Raw genomic sequence first — 15015 nt, forward strand, 5'->3', positions numbered from 1 at the left:
TTGTAAGTGGCCAGGTTCTGGACGTCGAATATCCCGCACTCTTCGAGGCGGAATCGTGTTTCGAAGTCGACGCCGTCAAGAACGTCAAGCGAGGTGATCTTCGTAACCTCGACGAAGCGGTCATCCGCCGTCTTGATCCATTTCACCAGAGATTGGAGCTTGACGAGGAGCAGTTTCGTCGACGTTTGCGGTGTGAGGCCCAGGACGGGAGCCAATGCGAGCCAGACAGCCGAGATCCCGTCGGGCTGAGTGTCGTCGTTGCCCGTGAGAACGCCACCGAGCACGCCGAGCGGATCGGGGAACGCCGCATAGAGCACCATGGTCAGCAGGATTGACGCCGCCATCTCCGTGGTTACCCGCAGGATACTGCTCGAAGTCAGGTCGAACACGGTGAGGCGGCTCAGAAGATAGCGCACCGATGCTATGTAGGCACCGAGGAAGGTCAGGGCAGCGATAACATATAGCCGCTGCGTCAAGGCTTGAGGCTCGGCTGGTGGGAGAGCTTCGCAGGAACCGACAGCCTTGAATCCGCAGGCGACTGCCTGCCCGAGCAGGTCAAAACCGAAATAGCTGATGAGGATAAACCCGATCGAGGAGAAAAGGAGTCTCCAGCGGAAAGCGATACGATGGGCTTCAGCCGCTTTGATATAGAGTTCAAGGCGGTGCTGTTCGGTGGCGCTCTGGAATTCCAACCAGTCGCCAGGGAGAATTTCGAGGTCGGCGGTGTATTTGGAGCGAACAAATTCGAAGGAAGGGTTGGTGGCGAGGCCGTTGTACGTTCCGTGGCGCTCGGTGAGAGGCGGACTCCTGTCCTCTAGGCGATTGCGAAGATGCTCCGGAACGGGTGCCGAAATGTCTCTGGTAACCTGGTCATGTTGAACGGCATCCGCGTCGCTGGCGCCGATCAGCGGCACGACATTCGCCCCGCTCGGCAATTTTCTGACCTGCCGTTTGGGTTTGACTTCGAAGATCTGGAAGAAATCCTGAATTTGTCTCAGCCGAGCGAGGCGTATCTCGTGGCGGGCCAGGATGATCAGCGTGGGTGCAAGCAGCGCCATGACGAGCGCGAGCCCGTTGACTGCATTCAGCAGCTTGATCGGCGCAGCCGGCGTGTACAATGCGCCGGCAAATAATGCAGACCAGGATGATACGTCCATTCCGCTGCCCTCTCACACTCAAGAGGACAGCCTAGGTTGCGGACGATTGTCCGTCTACGAACCGGAAACGCGCCCCGGTTGCGGATTATTGTCTTCCAAGGTGTAAGGTTCGAGCAGAGTGGCCCTGCCTCACCCCTTCAATCTTGCGATCACCAGGTGGCCCGGGGTCGGGTTTCCGTCCTGCATGCGGACGTTGATCTCCGAGATTTCGACGATCTCGAAGCCCGTGGCGGCGAGGCGTTCGCGGACATAGGCCTCGGAATGGGCGAAGCGCTGGTGCGGGCCGACCATGTAGGGACGTCCGGCGAGGATGTCGGCCGGCAGGGTTTCGGACGAGAAGGCGAAGATGCCGCCTTCGACCATGTTTTCGGCTGCACCGAAGAACAGCGGTTCGAGCGCGCCGAGATAGGGGAGCACGTCGGTCGCGGTGACGAGGTCGAAGGGTTCGTCGTCATTGTCTTCGAGAAAGTCCTCGACCTCGGCGACATAGAGGGTCTCGTAGAGATCCTTTTCGTGGGCGATCTCGACCATGTTCTCCGAAATGTCGATGCCGGTGATGTCGTCGACCATGTCGCGCAGCGTGCCGCCGGTGAGGCCCGTGCCGCAGCCGAGATCGAGCATGCGCTTGAAGGGGCCGAGGCCGAGCGCCTGCATGCGCTGGCGGACCATGACCGGCACCGCATAACCCAGCTGTTCGACGAGAATGTCCTCGAAGGCTTCGGCGTGCTGGTCGAACAGGGTTTCGACATAGGCGTCTGGCGCCTTCGGCGGGGCTTCGCCGCGGCCGAGCGAGGCGATGCGAACCGAGGCGCCGCCGTGGTCCTCAGGATCGATTGCCAGCACTTCCTCATAGGCCTTGACGGCGGCGTCGATGTCGCCGGCCTTTTCGAGCGCAAGTGCCCGGTTATACGCTTCCGCCAGCGCGTCTTCGTCGATCTTGGCCATGGGGAACTCCGCTTGGATTTTGCGCCGACGGCCGGCGCCCTTTACACCCGGGGTCTAAAGCCTCGGGCGGGCTTTGGCAATCGGCGGCAAAGGGAACACCCTATTGCGATCGCTCGTTAGGCGGACGTAGGCTGCGGCAACAACGGGAGGCAAACACGGCATGACGGAGACGAGCGACATCATCGAGGCCTCGGCGCGCACGCTCGGTACAGCGCCGGCACTGCCGGCAACTTCGGCCGAGAAGGCCAACATGCTCATCCATTACTATCGCGGCGAGCTTGGCCGGATGACCAGTTGGCGCGACCGGATCGACCGCACCACCAACTGGGCGATGACGGTGGTCGCGGGCCTCCTGTCGGTGTCGCTGTCGACCTCGACTTCGCATCACGGCGTTGTGCTCTTCGCCATGCTGCTCGTCTCGCTTTTCCTGATGATAGAGGCACGGCGCTATCGCTTCTTCGACGTCTACCGGGCGCGGGTACGTCAGCTGGAGCGATACTATTTCGCGCAGGCGCTCTGTCCCCAGGCCGAACTCAATCCCGATTGGGCGGCCGCGATCGCCAGGAGCCTGCGCAGCCCGGTCTTCCTGATGGATTATCGTGAGGCACTGACGCGCAGGATCCGGCGCAACTATGTCTGGATGTATCTCATCCTGCTCCTGGCCTGGGGCCTCAAGATCTCGACGCCCAAGCTCCTGCCCGAGGAGAGGGCGGTCGAGTTCGTCCACTCCTTCGGAGAGATGGCCGCCAACGCCACGCTCGGGCCACTGCCGGGCCCAGTCGTGCTGTGCGCCGTTTTCCTGGTCTATGCCCTCATCATCCTTTCAGCGCTTCACCGCGAGCCGGATGATGGCGAGTTCGCCCATGGCGAGGTGCATGTCTGAGGGGGCTCAGTGGAGGATGAATTCGCCTTTGAGCGAGCGCCACTCATTGGCACCGATCATTTTCCGGTGGACGTAGCAGACCGAGTGCAGCGGTCCGTCGAGCTTGTCCTGCCAGAACTTCAGGAAGCTCCGCATTTCGGGGAATTCCGGTGCCAGATCGTAGTGCTGCCAGACATAGGTCTGCAACAGCTGGGGATGGTCGGGCAACCGGTAGAGGATTTGCGCCGTCGTCAGGCCGTAGCCTTTCAGCATCAGTTCCATTTCGTGGTTCATGACAACCTCGTCTTCGTTCCCTTATCCAGAGGACCGGAGCCGGCGGTGTTCCGCTTCGGCGGACCGATCGGCCGCGCCACGGGAGCGGCCTGTCTGAAATGGAAACATCGCAAGGTTAACGGATGCTTAATTTTGGCTTCCGGACGGCAGAATACCCTTTTGCGGCAATGGCTTGTCAGCCGAGGGGAGAGAGTGCTGCCACGGCGGACGCAAGTCCGCCGTGCGCCTCAACGTTTCAGGTGGCGGGTGAGGCGTGCCTCAAGCCAGGCCCAGATGTGCCGCATGGTCTCGACCATGGTCAGGTAGAAGACGGCAGCCCAGAGATAGGCCTGATAGTCGAAGGTGCGCGAGAAGGTGTAGCGGGTCTGCCCCATCAGATCGAGCACGGTGACGACCGCGACCACCGCCGACCCCTTGACCATCAGGATGATCTCGTTGCCGTAGGGGCGGAGCGCCACGATCAGCGCCTGCGGCAGGATGATCTTGCGGAAGGTGACGAAGGGGCTAAGGCCGAGGGACATGGCGCCTTCGGACTGGCCGCGCGGCACGCTGAGGATTGCCCCGCGGAGAATTTCCGCCTGGTACGCCGCGGTGTTGAGCGTCATCGAGAGCAGCGCGCAATACCAGGCCTCGCGGAAGAACCACCACAGGTGAACGGACTCGATCTGCGCCTTGAACGAGCCGAAGCCGTAATAGATCAGGTAGATCTGCGCGAGCAGCGGTGTTCCGCGGAACACGTAGACATAGGCGTAGGAAATCACGTTCAGCACGCGGCTCTTCGACATGCGAGCGAAGGCGATCGGAATGGAGAGCAGGGCGCCGAACGTGATCGACACGACGACAAGGGTCAGCGTGACCCAGAGGCCCGAGAGATAGCGCGGTCCGTATTTGACGAACTTGTCGGTGTCCCAGTTGCTGATCATCATGTAGACGAGGGCAACGGCGAGCAGGATCCACAGACCGAGGCCAATGAAGCCGATGATGCGCGAGCCGCTCATGCGCGACGCGACTTTCGGCGGTGCCGGACGAGGCTCGATAAGGTTGGTCGCGTAGCTCATCGACGACCTCCGGCGCGGTTGCTCCAACGGTCGATCATACTGATGCCGATCGAGGAAAGGACGGCGAGCGCGAGGAAGAGCGCGCAGGCGAGAAGGTAAAAGAAGAAGGCCTCCTTGCTGACTTTCGCGGCGATACCGGTCTGGCGCAGGATGTCCGAGAGGCCGATAACCGAGACCAGCGCGGTGTCCTTCAGGAGGTTCATCCAGAGATTGCCGAGGCCGGGCAGGGCGATGCGGATCAACTGGGGCAGGATGATCAGGCGCATGGTGCGGCCACGATGGAGGCCGAGCGCATCGCCGGCTTCATACTGTCCCTTGGGAATGGCGCGGAAGGCCGAAAGCAGCACCTCCGAGCAATAGGAGGAAAAGACGACGGACAGCGCGATCATGCCGGCTGCGAAGGCATTGATTTCGATTCGCTGCTCGTTGCCGAACCAGGCGAGGATCGCCTGAATGCCCATCTGCACGCCGTAATAGACGATGAACAGCGTCAGGAGTTCGGGAAGGCCGCGGAAGATGGTCGTGTAGATGCCGCCGGCCATGCGCAGCGACTTTTCCTCGGACTGCATGGCAAGTGCCACGAAGAAGCCGATCATCAGGCCGATCGGCAGGGTCGCCAGCGACAGCGACACCGTCACCTTCACGCCGAAGGCGATCTCGTCACCCCAACCTGCCGCGCCGCAGGCGACCAGTGATGAGCTGCCGAGAAGGTTGAACAATCCGACCGGTCCGCACAACGGATCGAAAGCATACTGAAACCAGGCCCAGAATGAGCCGAGGGCGGAAAGTGCGCCGCTCATACTCTATGTCCCCCTGCGGTTCGTGCCGCATCTTTTATTTTCGGTCTTCTCATAAATGACAATGGCGGAAGAACGAGTCTTCCGCCATCGCTTGTCTGAAGATTTCAGGGGATCACTGACCGTACACGTCGAAATCGAAGTACTTGTCGTTGATTTCCTTGTACTTGCCGTTCGCGCGGATCGCCTTGATGGCGGCGTTGAACTTTTCGGCGAGCGCGGTTTCGCCCTTGCGGACTGCGATGCCTGCGCCCGGACCGTTGATTTCAACGTCGACCGGAAGGGCGGTTGCGATCTTGCAGCAGGCGCCGGCTTCCGACTTTACCCATTCCGACAGCACGACAACGTCGTCGATGACAGCGTCGACACGGCCGCCTTCCAGGTCGAGCTTGTACTCGTCGGTGGTCGGGTAGAGCTTCAGTTCGGCGTCGGGTGCATGCTTTTCAGCATAGTTGGCGTGGGTCGTCGAGGACTGCGCGCCGAGGACCTTGCCCTTCAGGTCGGCAATGCCGGTGATGGTGGAGTCCTTCGCCACAGCGAGCGCCGGGCCGGTGTTGTAGTACTTGTCGGTGAAGTCGACCTTTTCCTTGCGCTCCGGCGTGATAGACATCGAGGCGATGATGGCGTCGAACTTCTTGGCCTGGAGAGCCGGAATGATGCCGTCCCAATCCTGGGTGACGAATTCACAGGTAACCTTCATCTCATCGCAAAGGGCCCGTGCGATATCGATGTCGAAGCCGACGAGCGAGCCGTCCGATTCGAGGTTGTTGAAGGGCGGGTAGGCGCCTTCCGTGCCGATGATCAGCTTGTCCTCCGCCATCGCGCTGCCGGCGAAAAGCGACAGGGCGGCAATCGAAGCGGCGGCGAAGAAACGTGTCGAGATACGCATGTGATCCTCTCTGTTGGTCGTTCGCGCGGTTGTCTTGTCCCCCGCGCTGAACAGGGCAAGCGCGGCACCTCCGTGCCGTACCTGGGGCGATATTCCTACTCTTTCTTCCGGAAAATCAACACCAAACACGCGTTAGAACAAAAAAATCGCATCAATTAGCGATTGTGAATGCAAGCCATGAAAATGCAATACTGATGGGGATTGCAGAAATTCGATGAAACTTTTTCGTTCAGCCAAGGTTAATTTGCCGCTTTATACGTTCTGTGCAATGGGAGCGGCAGAACAGGGGCGGACACAAAAAAGCCGTTCCATCACCTGCTCCTAAAACGACATCGTTATGGTGCCACGCTTCGCAAGGAATTGGATATGAGATTGAGATCGAAACTGTTCGCTACCGTAGCCCTGCCGGTCCTTTCGGCAGCCGTCATGGTAGAGCCGGTCGCGGCATCTGCCGTGACTCAGACCGAAAGAAGCGTGAGCCAAAGCCGACCTTCGGAGCCGGTGGGTATCCTTGTCGCGCAGGATGCGACGGTGACCTGCAGCGATGGCAGCCAGGCGGCCGATCAGGCGACCTGCGATGCGATCGACGCCCAGCGTGCGGCTGATCAGCAGGCAGCGGAAGAGGCCCAACGTGCGGCTGAACAGCAGGCCGCTGAAGAAGCCCAGCGCGCGGCCGAGCAGCAGGCCGCGGAAGAAGCCCAGCGCGCCGCGGAACAGCAGGCCGCTGAAGAAGCCCAGCGCGCCGCGGAACAGCAAGCAGCGGAAGAAGCCCAGCGTGCAGCAGAACAGCAGGCTGCCGAAGAAGCCCAGCGCGCGGCAGAACAGCAGGCTGCCGAAGAGGCCCAACGCGCGGCTGAACAGCAGGCTGCCGAAGAGGCCCAACGCGCGGCTGAACAGCAGGCCGCTGAAGAAGCCCAGCGCGCCGCCGAGCAGCAGGCCGCTGAAGAGGCCCAGCAGGCCGCCGAGCAGCAGGCTGCCGAAGAGGCTCAGCGCGCCGCAGAACAGCAGGCCGCTGAAGAAGCCCAGCGCGCCGCCGAGCAGCAGGCTGCAGAGGAAGCACAGAAAGCAGCCGAAGAGGCTCAGCAGCCGGCCGCGGAGATGGTCACTTGCGCCGATGGTTCGCAGGCGGCTTCTGCCGATGCCTGCCCGGCGCCCGAGGCTCCCGCCGAGCAGCCTGCAGAAGAGCAGGCTCCCACAGAGCAGCCTGCCGAAGAGCAGGCCCCGGCCGAGCAACCCGCAGAGGAACAGGCGCCGGCCGAACAGCCCGCAGAAGAGCCGGCGCCCGCCGAGCAGACCGAACAGGCACCTGCCGAGGAACAGCAGCAGGATCAGGCTGCGCCTGCGGAGGAGCCGGTTACCGCGCCGACCGACGAGCAGACCCAGCAGGGCGAGGCGGCTCCGGCTGAACAGCCTGCCCAGGACGCAACGACGCCCGACGCCACGCCGGATCAGGCCACGACTGAACAGCCGGCTGACCAGCAGCCTGTCGAGGAAGTGGTGGTTCCTGCCGTAGAACCTCCGGCCGAGGCTCCGGTCGAAGAGATCGTCGATACGCGCACCGAAGAACAGAAGCAGGAGATTGCCGAGGATCCGGCGGCGACCGCAGAGACGGTTGTCCTGCCGGTCGACGGCGGTGGCGCCGTGCTCGACAGCGACAAGGATGCCGACAATACCGGTTCGGCAGATACGCGTGAGGTTCGCACGCAGCTGCGTGCCGAGACCGAGGTCCTGCCTCCGCCGGAGAGCGACGCCGCAGCGCAGGCGGACGAAGCCAAGGTCGAGCCGCAGGTGATCCAGGCGTTTGCCGCCGAGCAGGGCACCCAGCTTGATGCCGCGCCCACGTTCGAGGTGCCGACGACGGTCGTCAACAACGTGACCAATGCCACGAATGTTACGAACATCACCAATGTCACGAACGTGACCAACAACGTGACGAACATCAACCAGGTGAATCAGGTTCGTGTCATCGAGCAGGTCGATAACCGTACGGTCATCAACATCGGCAACCAGGTGGTTGTTCGTGGCGACGACCGGCCCCGCCTGCGTTGGGATTCCTCGGAGACCTATTACGAGGAACTGCCGCGCGGCCGTGTCCGCGAGACGATCGAGCGTGCCGACGGTTCGCGGCTGGTTACGATCTACAACCGCTATGGCGACATCATCCTGCGTTCGCGCTTCACCTCGGATGGCGACGAGTATGTGCTTCTCTACTCGCCGGAGGCCGATTCCGAACGGGCCCGCATCTATGTGGACGTCGGCTACAGCCTGCCGCCCATGCGCCTGACCGTGCCGGTCGATGACTACATCGTCACGACCTCCCGTGCTCCGGATCGTGACTACTACGACTTCCTTGCCCAGCCGCCGGTCGAACGTGTCGAGCGCGTCTATTCGATGGACGAAGTGAAGTCCTCGTCGCGTCTGCGCGACAAGGTGCGTCGCATCGACCTCGACACGATCACCTTCCCGTCGGGCTCGGCCGAAGTGCCGCTGGCGCAGGCCAAGACGCTGCGTAAGGTCGCCGAAGCGATGCAGAAGGTGCTCGACAAGGATCCTGGTGAAACCTTCCTGATCGAGGGCCATACCGACGCCGTCGGTTCGGACCGGTCGAACCTGATCCTGTCCGACCAGCGTGCAGAGACGGTCGCGAACCTCCTGACCGAGGTCTACGGCATCCCGCCGGAAAACCTCTCGGTCCAGGGTTATGGCGAGCGTTACCTGAAGATCCGCACGGCCGAAGCCGAGCAGCAGAACCGCCGCGTCGCGATCCGTCGCGTCACCTCGCTGGTTCGTCCGGCAACCACTGCGAACCGCTAAGCGGGTTGCCATCCAGAGAAAAGGCCGCCGGGGAAACCCGGCGGCCTTTTCGTTTGTCCCGTTTTCCTTGCCGGAATCAGCCTCTGCGCGGTGCCGGAAGGCCGGTGGTTTCGGCGATGAAGTCGGCGATGGTCGCGGTGTCGTCGAGATCGAAGACGGGTAGTTCCGTCCCCGTGACGGGATGGTCGGCGGCGATCGCGACGATGTGGGGATCGCTCGGTGCCAGCGGTTCGCGGTTGTTGGCTTCCAGGCGGCGGGCCTCGATCTTCGGCACGGGTTCGCGCTTGTAGCCCTCGATCAGCACCAGATCGCAGGGCCCGAGGCGCGACAGGATTTCCTCGAAGCTCGGCTCCTCGCGTCCGCGCAGTTCGTGCATGATCGCGTAGCGGGTGCCGGAAACGATCGCCACCTCGTGCGCGCCGGCCTGTCGGTGGCGGTAGCTGTCGGCGCCGACCTTGTCGATGTCGAAGTCGTGGTGGGCGTGCTTGATCGTCGATATGCGGTAGCCGCGTCGCGTGAATTCCTCGACGAGGCGCACGGCGAGGCCGGTCTTGCCGGAATTCTTCCAGCCGGAGATGCCGAAAATGCGCGGGCGTTCGTTCATGATGCCTTCGTTCATGCTTCAAGGGCCTCGAGGAAACGTTCGGCGGCGACGAGATCGTCGGGCGTGTTGACGTTGAAGAAGGGGTCGAGCGGTCCGGCGGCGGTCTCAATCAGCGGGAAATCCACCACGGTTGCCGCATGGCTGGCGATGAAGGACTGCAGGCGCCGGTTTGCGGGATCCGCGAGCCAGGCTTCGAGATCGGCTGCAATCGAAAGCGGCCAGAGGGCCACGACCGGGTGGGATCGGCCGGCGGACGCAGCGAGCGCGATCTCGTCGGGCCCTCTAAGGGCGGCGTGGAGCCGGTCGGCGAGATCGGCCGGCAGGAAAGGGGTGTCGGCCGGAACCGTGAGGAGATGGGAGGCGGCGGGATATTCTGTCCGTGTCCGCTTCAGCCCGGCCAGAATGCCTGCGAGCGGTCCGGCGTGTCCGGCGATGGTGTCCGGAACGAGGGGAAGGGAGAGGTCAGGGTCCGGTGGTTGCAGAGCATTGACCGCGAGTGACGCGACCTGCGGCGAGAGGCGCTCGGCGACACGGGCGATCATCGTCTTTTGACCGAGCAGCACGATCGCCTTGTCCCGGCCCATACGGCGCGACAGGCCACCTGCAAGGATCACGGCATGCAGGGGCTTGGTGCTCATCTCATCTGCCCGATTCGTCAGTTGGCGTCGCGGTCAGCGTAGCGCAGGTAGAGGATTGCGGCGACGGCCAGAACGCAGCTGACGAGCATCACCCAGATCAAGGGGAGCGCGCCACTTTCGACGGTCAGGATCGACGAGGCGAAGAGCGAGAGCACTGCGCCGCCGGCCATGGTCATCGCGCCGCCGAGGCCCGAGGCGGAGCCCGCGAGTTCCGGTTTCACGCTGACGATGCCGGCATTGGCGCTCGGAAGGGTTAGGCCGTTACCGAAACCGACGATGACCTGCGGCACGAAGAAGGCTGCTGCCGATCCGGCGCCGACGGTAAAGAGGATCGCCGGAAGGGCGATCCCGGCCAGCGACACAAGGGCGCCCGTCAGCATCATGTTGGAGATCCCGGCACGCCTCGCATAGCGACCCGAGAGAAAATTGCCGACCATGTAGCCGGCGGCGATGAAGACGAACTGCATGCCGAGCGTGCTCGGGCTCATCTTCATCAGCGTGGCGCCGACGAAGGGGGCGCCGCCAAGGAAGGCGAAGAAGGCGCCGGAGGTGAAGGTCGCCGTCGCGGTATAACCCCAGAAGGTGGGCGAGGCGAGGAGACCAGGCCAGGCCCGGAATTGCTGGGAGAAGCTCGACGAACGATTGTGGTTTGTTTCTCCGAGATCGGCCCAGGCCAGCGTGAGAACAATTGCGCCGAGAATGAAGATGGCGGCGAAGTTCGCCTGCCAGCCGAAGGTATCGTTGAGCACGCCGCCGAGCGTCGGGCCGATCATGGGTACAAGTGTCATGCCCATGGTGACATAGCCGATCATCGAGGCCGCTTCCTCCATCGGTACCATATCGCGAACAATGGCGCGCGACAGGACAAGGCCGGTGACGACGGCGGTCTGCAAGAGGCGGCCGGCAACGAGTACTCCAAAGCTGTCGGCCAGCATGCACATCGCGGTCGCGACCAGCAGCAGAACCAGCGCCGCAAGGACGGTCGGCCGACGCCCGAAGCGGTCGGACAGAGGGCCGATCACGATCTGCACAAATGCGGTCACCGCGATATAGCCGGAGATCAGGATCTGGATGGTCGCGTAGTCGACGCCGAAATGAGCCGCCATGTCCGGGAGCGACGGCAGGAAGATGTTCATCGTCAGCGCCGAGAGACCGGCCACGGCCACGAGGCTCAAGACGTGCGGCGGACTTTGCCGGTCGAGGAAACGGGCCGTTTTCATCGCGAGGCTTCTCCCCCGGACCTGGTGCACCCGATCCGCATCAGACGACGGGGCCTTTCACCTCAAGCCGGGCCGCTTCTTCCCGCCGCTTCTTCTCGCGGTAGAAGGCATAAAGGCCGGAGCCGATGACCACGCTTGCACCCGTCGCCATCCAGACGTCCGGTACCTCGCCGAAGAAAAGCATGCCGAGCGCGACCGCCCAGAGCAGGCTCGTATAGCGGAATGGGGCGATGAAGGAGATCTCGCCGGTGCGCATGGCCATGATGATCCCCTGATATCCGACAAAGATCAGCAGCGAGGTGAGCACCATGACGGCCCAGGTCGCACCGCTCAGCGGCGTCCAGCCGCCCAAGACCGGTGTCAGGATGGCGCCCGCGATGGTGACGCCGGTCGCCGTGCAGAGCGTGATCGCGAGCGAGGAGGTGGCCGGGTCGACCTTCTTGGTGACGAGGTCGCGCGCGGCGGCGAAGAAGACGCTCAGCAGCACATAAAGGGAAGAGAGGGTGAAGCCGTCGGGGCCGGGGCGGATGATGATCAGCACACCGACGAAGCCGATGCCGATCGCCAGCCAGCGGCGCCAGCCGACCGGTTCGCCGAGAAAGAGTGCGGCGCCGAGAGTGACGGCCAGCGGCAGCGACTGGAGGATCGAAGAGATATTGGCGAGCGGCATGGAGCCGAGCGCACTGAGGAAGGTGACGGCGGCAAGTGTCTCGAAAAGCACCCGCAGGCCGATCATTGGGTCCTTCAGCATGCGCACATGACCCAGCGCGCCGAGGTGCCTCGCCACGAGGAAGACCAGGATGCTGGTGAAGAGGCCGCGCACCAACATCAGCTGTCCGACATTCATCAGGGGGCTCACCGCCTTACTGAGGGCATCGTTGCAGGTGAACCCGGCCATCGACAGCGTCATCAGCAACGCGCCGCGGGTATTGTTGGACAGGGCCATCGGCAAAGAATCTCCCAGAGTGCGGGGCTCGTTCTAGCCGATGTGGGCCCCGACGCCTACTGGCTGCCGACCTTTGTTGCGTCGCATATCAGTTCTGTCTGAATAATATCAGATCCGGGATACACTTTTAACGATTGCTCAAGCTCCAGGCTGGAAGTTATCCAAACCGCATGAGGCGGCATGGATTCCCGACGGTCCTTGATGAACAGGGCGCCTTCGCCGGATTGCTTCCGAGGATCGCATGGGTTTCATCGACCGTCTTCTGCAGAGCCGCAGGATCGTCACCAAGGTGCTGCTGTTCGTGGTGCCGCTCGTCATCCTGATGGCCGGGGTCGGTTTGCTCGGCTATTACACAGCGAACATGCTGAACGGGCACATGACCGTGACGCGCGCGACCATCGGCAATATCAGCGATCTGGAGCAGGTGCAGGTGGCTCTGCAGGAGTTTAGCATCGAGCCCTCCGAGGAAACCCGCGCTCACCTCGTGAAGGCGGTCGATGCCGAAGAAAAGGGGCTCGAGGTCCTCGACGGCATCCTCGCCAAGCAGGCGGCCAAGGCCGACCTCGAAGACCTGCGTTCGCTCGGTGCCCGAATGCGCGGCGAACTCGACCGGATGTGGTCGAACAAGAACGAACGGGACGCGATCGACGCCTCGATCGGCGAGAGCCTCGCGGCGATCCGCGCTGAAGGCGGCATGCTGAGCAAGCAGATCGAGTTCGTTCGCAAGGATTTTTCCGACAAGGAAGCCTTTGCCAAGGAGCTTCTCTTCGACGCCTCGGCGTTCAAGGCGGTCGGCGAGCGGATCGTCAAGCTGCGCGATGCGATGCAGAAGTCGTTCGTGCCGGCCGACCAGATCGCGCAGGCCCGCCTCTACGGCGCCGCGCTGACCAAGGAGATCGGCAAGGCCGGCAAAATTGCTTCGAGCAAGGGGCAGAAGACGCTCGCCGAGATCTCCGCTGTTGCCGACAAGCTCGGTCCCGTTCTCGACGGCTCCCAGGCTGACATCGACAAGGCGATCGCCATCGGGCAGGTCGTCACTGAGCTGGCGACCATGGAGCAGAAGCTTGCCCAGCAGGCCGGCAAGAACAGTAATACGGCCTCCGAACGCTTCGTCGGTCTCGACAAGCTGGTGGCCGAGCAGAAGGAACTGATGAGCGAGGTTGAGGCGACCTTGGTCGCGATCGACGCGCTTAGCCTGCATGCGGAGCGGTTCCGCGGAGTGGTCGACGAGGCGTCCCGCAAACTGATGCTGGGCGACCTCGCGGCAATCACCGAACGGGCCGACGGTATCGGCAAGCTCGGAGCGAAGAACAGCACGATGCGGGATTTTGCCGGCAAGCTGAAGCCCGTTGCCACCGCCATCGACAGCCAGTCCGCCAGCCTCATGACCTCCGCCGAGGAATGGCGTCAGCTGCGCACCGTCGCCGGTGACCATGTCGGCAAGGCGATGGCGTCGCTGCGCGAATTTGTCAGCCATGCCCAGGAGATCGGCAAGGACGACAGCGAGCGTTCGGCCAGCATTTCCGTGCTGGCGATGGTGGTCGGCACGCTGCTCGCCGTGGTCGGCGGCCTGCTGCTCGTCGAGACGCTGCGCGCGCCGTTGAAGCGTATCACCGACGTCATGGGGCGTCTGGCCAGCGGCGACCTTCAGGTTCCGATCGAAGGGCGTGAACGGGGCGACGAGATCGGCGACATGGTGCGGTCCGTCACCGTCTTCCGCGACGCTGCGGTCGAGAACCGGCGGCTTGAGGACGAGGCGACCGTGGCGCGGCAGACTTCGGCGCGTGATGCCGAACAGCGGGCGGTGGAACGCGCAAGGATCGAGAATGAACAGCGTGCGGCGCTGGACGCCCTTTCCGACGTGCTGGAGGCGCTGGCCGCCGGCAATCTGGAGCGCGCCATGCGCGACGACCTGCCGGGCGATTTCGTCGCCATGGCGGAAACCTACAATCGGGCGACCGAGGCCCTAAGGGCGACGCTGGTCGATGTCCGTGCCGCAAGCGCCGACATCAATGCCGGGACCGGCAATCTCGCCGTCTCGGCCGACGACCTCGCGCGCCGCACCGAGCAGCAGGCCGCAGCGATCGAAGAGAGCGCGCGTGCCCTCAACCAGCTCGCTGATGTGGTTCGGACCACGGCGGAAGGGGCCAACCGCACGGCCCAGTCGGTGCAGCGGACCGGGGAACAGGCGCGCCAGTCGGGCGTGATCGTGACGCAGGCGGTCGAGGCCATGGGCGAGATCAGCCGGTCCTCGGAGCGGATCTCGACCATTATCGGCGTGATCGACGAGATCGCCTTCCAGACCAATCTTCTGGCACTCAATGCCGGCGTCGAGGCGGCGCGCGCAGGCGAAGCGGGCCGCGGCTTCGCGGTTGTCGCCCAGGAAGTTCGCGATCTTGCCCAGCGTTGTGCGGGGGCGGCCAAGGAAATCAAGGAGCTCATTTCCGTGAGCGGCAGCCAGGTACGTTCAGGCGTGACGTTGGTGGAGCGGACCGGCGGTGCGCTCACGGCGATCATCGAGCAGGTGGAGGAGGTCAGGCAGCTGGTCGAGACCATCTCGTCCGCGACGCATCAGCAGTCGACAGGCCTCAACGAGGTCGCACGCGCGGTCAAGGATGTCGAGCACATCACGCAGCGCAACGCCGCCATGGTCGAGGAGAACAATGCCGAGATCCATGGCCTGCGCCAGCGGGTGGAACTGCTGATGGCCAAGATCGACCAGTTCCGCATCGGTCGCGACGTGACGCGCCATCAGCCTTTGCACCGGGGTGCTGCGTAAGGATGGTGAGGG

The 15015-nt window shown here is 63.3% G+C and carries 12 protein-coding genes and 1 pseudogene; 3 read left to right on the forward strand and 10 right to left on the reverse strand.

The window, feature by feature from the left end:
- Both HHL25_RS04050 and HHL25_RS04055 read right to left on the reverse strand, forming a co-directional pair.
- A pseudogene (locus HHL25_RS04050) lies at positions 1–1157 on the reverse strand (hypothetical protein); the annotation flags it as partial.
- Between the two features lie 129 nt (positions 1158–1286).
- Complete coding sequence (locus tag HHL25_RS04055) at positions 1287–2102, reverse strand: class I SAM-dependent DNA methyltransferase (protein WP_169587514.1); 816 nt, start codon at positions 2100–2102, stop codon at positions 1287–1289.
- Positions 2103–2262: 160 nt separating this feature from the next.
- Here HHL25_RS04055 and HHL25_RS04060 point away from each other — a divergent pair, with 160 nt between their 5' ends.
- Positions 2263–2985: a DUF2270 domain-containing protein gene (locus tag HHL25_RS04060; protein WP_169587516.1), complete on the forward strand. Its 723-nt coding sequence runs from the start codon at positions 2263–2265 to the stop codon at positions 2983–2985.
- A 6-nt stretch (positions 2986–2991) separates the two neighbouring features.
- On the opposite strand, the gene HHL25_RS04065 is transcribed toward HHL25_RS04060, so the two are convergent.
- The 4 genes from HHL25_RS04065 to HHL25_RS04080 all read right to left on the reverse strand — a co-directional run bounded on the left by HHL25_RS04065 (position 2992) and on the right by HHL25_RS04080 (position 6002).
- Positions 2992–3258 (reverse strand): usg protein, encoded by a 267-nt coding sequence (locus HHL25_RS04065; RefSeq protein ID WP_169587518.1) that lies wholly within the window; start codon positions 3256–3258, stop codon positions 2992–2994.
- A gap of 227 nt (positions 3259–3485) precedes the next feature.
- The gene (locus tag HHL25_RS04070) at positions 3486–4316 is read right to left on the reverse strand and encodes an ABC transporter permease (protein ID WP_169587520.1); all 831 of its coding nucleotides are present in this window, start codon (positions 4314–4316) and stop codon (positions 3486–3488) included.
- Positions 4313–5116 carry an ABC transporter permease gene (locus HHL25_RS04075; protein ID WP_169587522.1) on the reverse strand — a complete coding sequence of 268 codons (804 nt, stop codon included), beginning with the start codon at positions 5114–5116 and terminating at the stop codon, positions 4313–4315. Before HHL25_RS04075 ends, HHL25_RS04070 begins: the two co-directional genes overlap by 4 nt.
- Before the next feature lie 112 nt (positions 5117–5228).
- Positions 5229–6002 carry an ABC transporter substrate-binding protein gene (locus HHL25_RS04080; protein ID WP_169587524.1) on the reverse strand — a complete coding sequence of 258 codons (774 nt, stop codon included), beginning with the start codon at positions 6000–6002 and terminating at the stop codon, positions 5229–5231.
- 366 nt (positions 6003–6368) lie between these two features.
- On the opposite strand from HHL25_RS04080, the gene HHL25_RS04085 reads away from it, so the two are divergent.
- Positions 6369–8816, forward strand: coding sequence for an OmpA family protein (locus HHL25_RS04085; RefSeq protein WP_169587526.1), 2448 nt, complete (start codon positions 6369–6371; stop codon positions 8814–8816).
- Between the two features lie 76 nt (positions 8817–8892).
- Here HHL25_RS04085 and mobB read toward each other — a convergent pair whose 3' ends face one another.
- From mobB to HHL25_RS04105, 4 genes are read right to left on the reverse strand one after another with little or no spacing between them, the layout of a single operon-like run.
- Complete coding sequence (gene mobB, locus HHL25_RS04090; RefSeq protein ID WP_169587528.1) at positions 8893–9420, reverse strand: molybdopterin-guanine dinucleotide biosynthesis protein B; 528 nt, start codon at positions 9418–9420, stop codon at positions 8893–8895.
- 11 nt (positions 9421–9431) lie between these two features.
- Entirely contained in the window at positions 9432–10058 is a 627-nt protein-coding gene (mobA, locus tag HHL25_RS04095) for a molybdenum cofactor guanylyltransferase MobA (RefSeq protein WP_169587530.1), read from the reverse strand.
- Between the two features lie 17 nt (positions 10059–10075).
- Complete coding sequence (locus HHL25_RS04100; RefSeq protein WP_169587532.1) at positions 10076–11278, reverse strand: multidrug effflux MFS transporter; 1203 nt, start codon at positions 11276–11278, stop codon at positions 10076–10078.
- Between the two features lie 40 nt (positions 11279–11318).
- Positions 11319–12224, reverse strand: a complete 906-nt coding sequence (locus HHL25_RS04105; protein WP_169587534.1) for a DMT family transporter — start codon at positions 12222–12224, stop codon at positions 11319–11321.
- Between the two features lie 241 nt (positions 12225–12465).
- On the opposite strand from HHL25_RS04105, the gene HHL25_RS04110 reads away from it, so the two are divergent.
- Positions 12466–15003, forward strand: coding sequence for a methyl-accepting chemotaxis protein (locus tag HHL25_RS04110; RefSeq protein WP_169587536.1), 2538 nt, complete (start codon positions 12466–12468; stop codon positions 15001–15003).
- The last annotated feature ends 12 nt before the right edge of the window (positions 15004–15015 follow it).

This window comes from Rhizobium terricola (assembly GCF_012927355.1).
GTDB lineage: Bacteria > Pseudomonadota > Alphaproteobacteria > Rhizobiales > Rhizobiaceae > Allorhizobium > Allorhizobium terricola.

Excerpts from the sequence above, each read along its gene's own strand:
- HHL25_RS04055 (WP_169587514.1), bottom strand. The coding sequence starts at position 2,102 with ATGGCCAAGATCGACGAAGACGCGCTGGCGGAAGCGTATAACCGGGCA.
- HHL25_RS04060 (WP_169587516.1), top strand. The coding sequence starts at position 2,263 with ATGACGGAGACGAGCGACATCATCGAGGCCTCGGCGCGCACGCTCGGT.
- HHL25_RS04065 (WP_169587518.1), bottom strand. The coding sequence starts at position 3,258 with ATGAACCACGAAATGGAACTGATGCTGAAAGGCTACGGCCTGACGACG.
- HHL25_RS04070 (WP_169587520.1), bottom strand. The coding sequence starts at position 4,316 with ATGAGCTACGCGACCAACCTTATCGAGCCTCGTCCGGCACCGCCGAAA.
- HHL25_RS04075 (WP_169587522.1), bottom strand. The coding sequence starts at position 5,116 with ATGAGCGGCGCACTTTCCGCCCTCGGCTCATTCTGGGCCTGGTTTCAG.
- HHL25_RS04080 (WP_169587524.1), bottom strand. The coding sequence starts at position 6,002 with ATGCGTATCTCGACACGTTTCTTCGCCGCCGCTTCGATTGCCGCCCTG.
- HHL25_RS04085 (WP_169587526.1), top strand. The coding sequence starts at position 6,369 with ATGAGATTGAGATCGAAACTGTTCGCTACCGTAGCCCTGCCGGTCCTT.
- mobB (WP_169587528.1), bottom strand. The coding sequence starts at position 9,420 with ATGAACGAACGCCCGCGCATTTTCGGCATCTCCGGCTGGAAGAATTCC.
- mobA (WP_169587530.1), bottom strand. The coding sequence starts at position 10,058 with ATGAGCACCAAGCCCCTGCATGCCGTGATCCTTGCAGGTGGCCTGTCG.
- HHL25_RS04100 (WP_169587532.1), bottom strand. The coding sequence starts at position 11,278 with ATGAAAACGGCCCGTTTCCTCGACCGGCAAAGTCCGCCGCACGTCTTG.
- HHL25_RS04105 (WP_169587534.1), bottom strand. The coding sequence starts at position 12,224 with ATGGCCCTGTCCAACAATACCCGCGGCGCGTTGCTGATGACGCTGTCG.
- HHL25_RS04110 (WP_169587536.1), top strand. The coding sequence starts at position 12,466 with ATGGGTTTCATCGACCGTCTTCTGCAGAGCCGCAGGATCGTCACCAAG.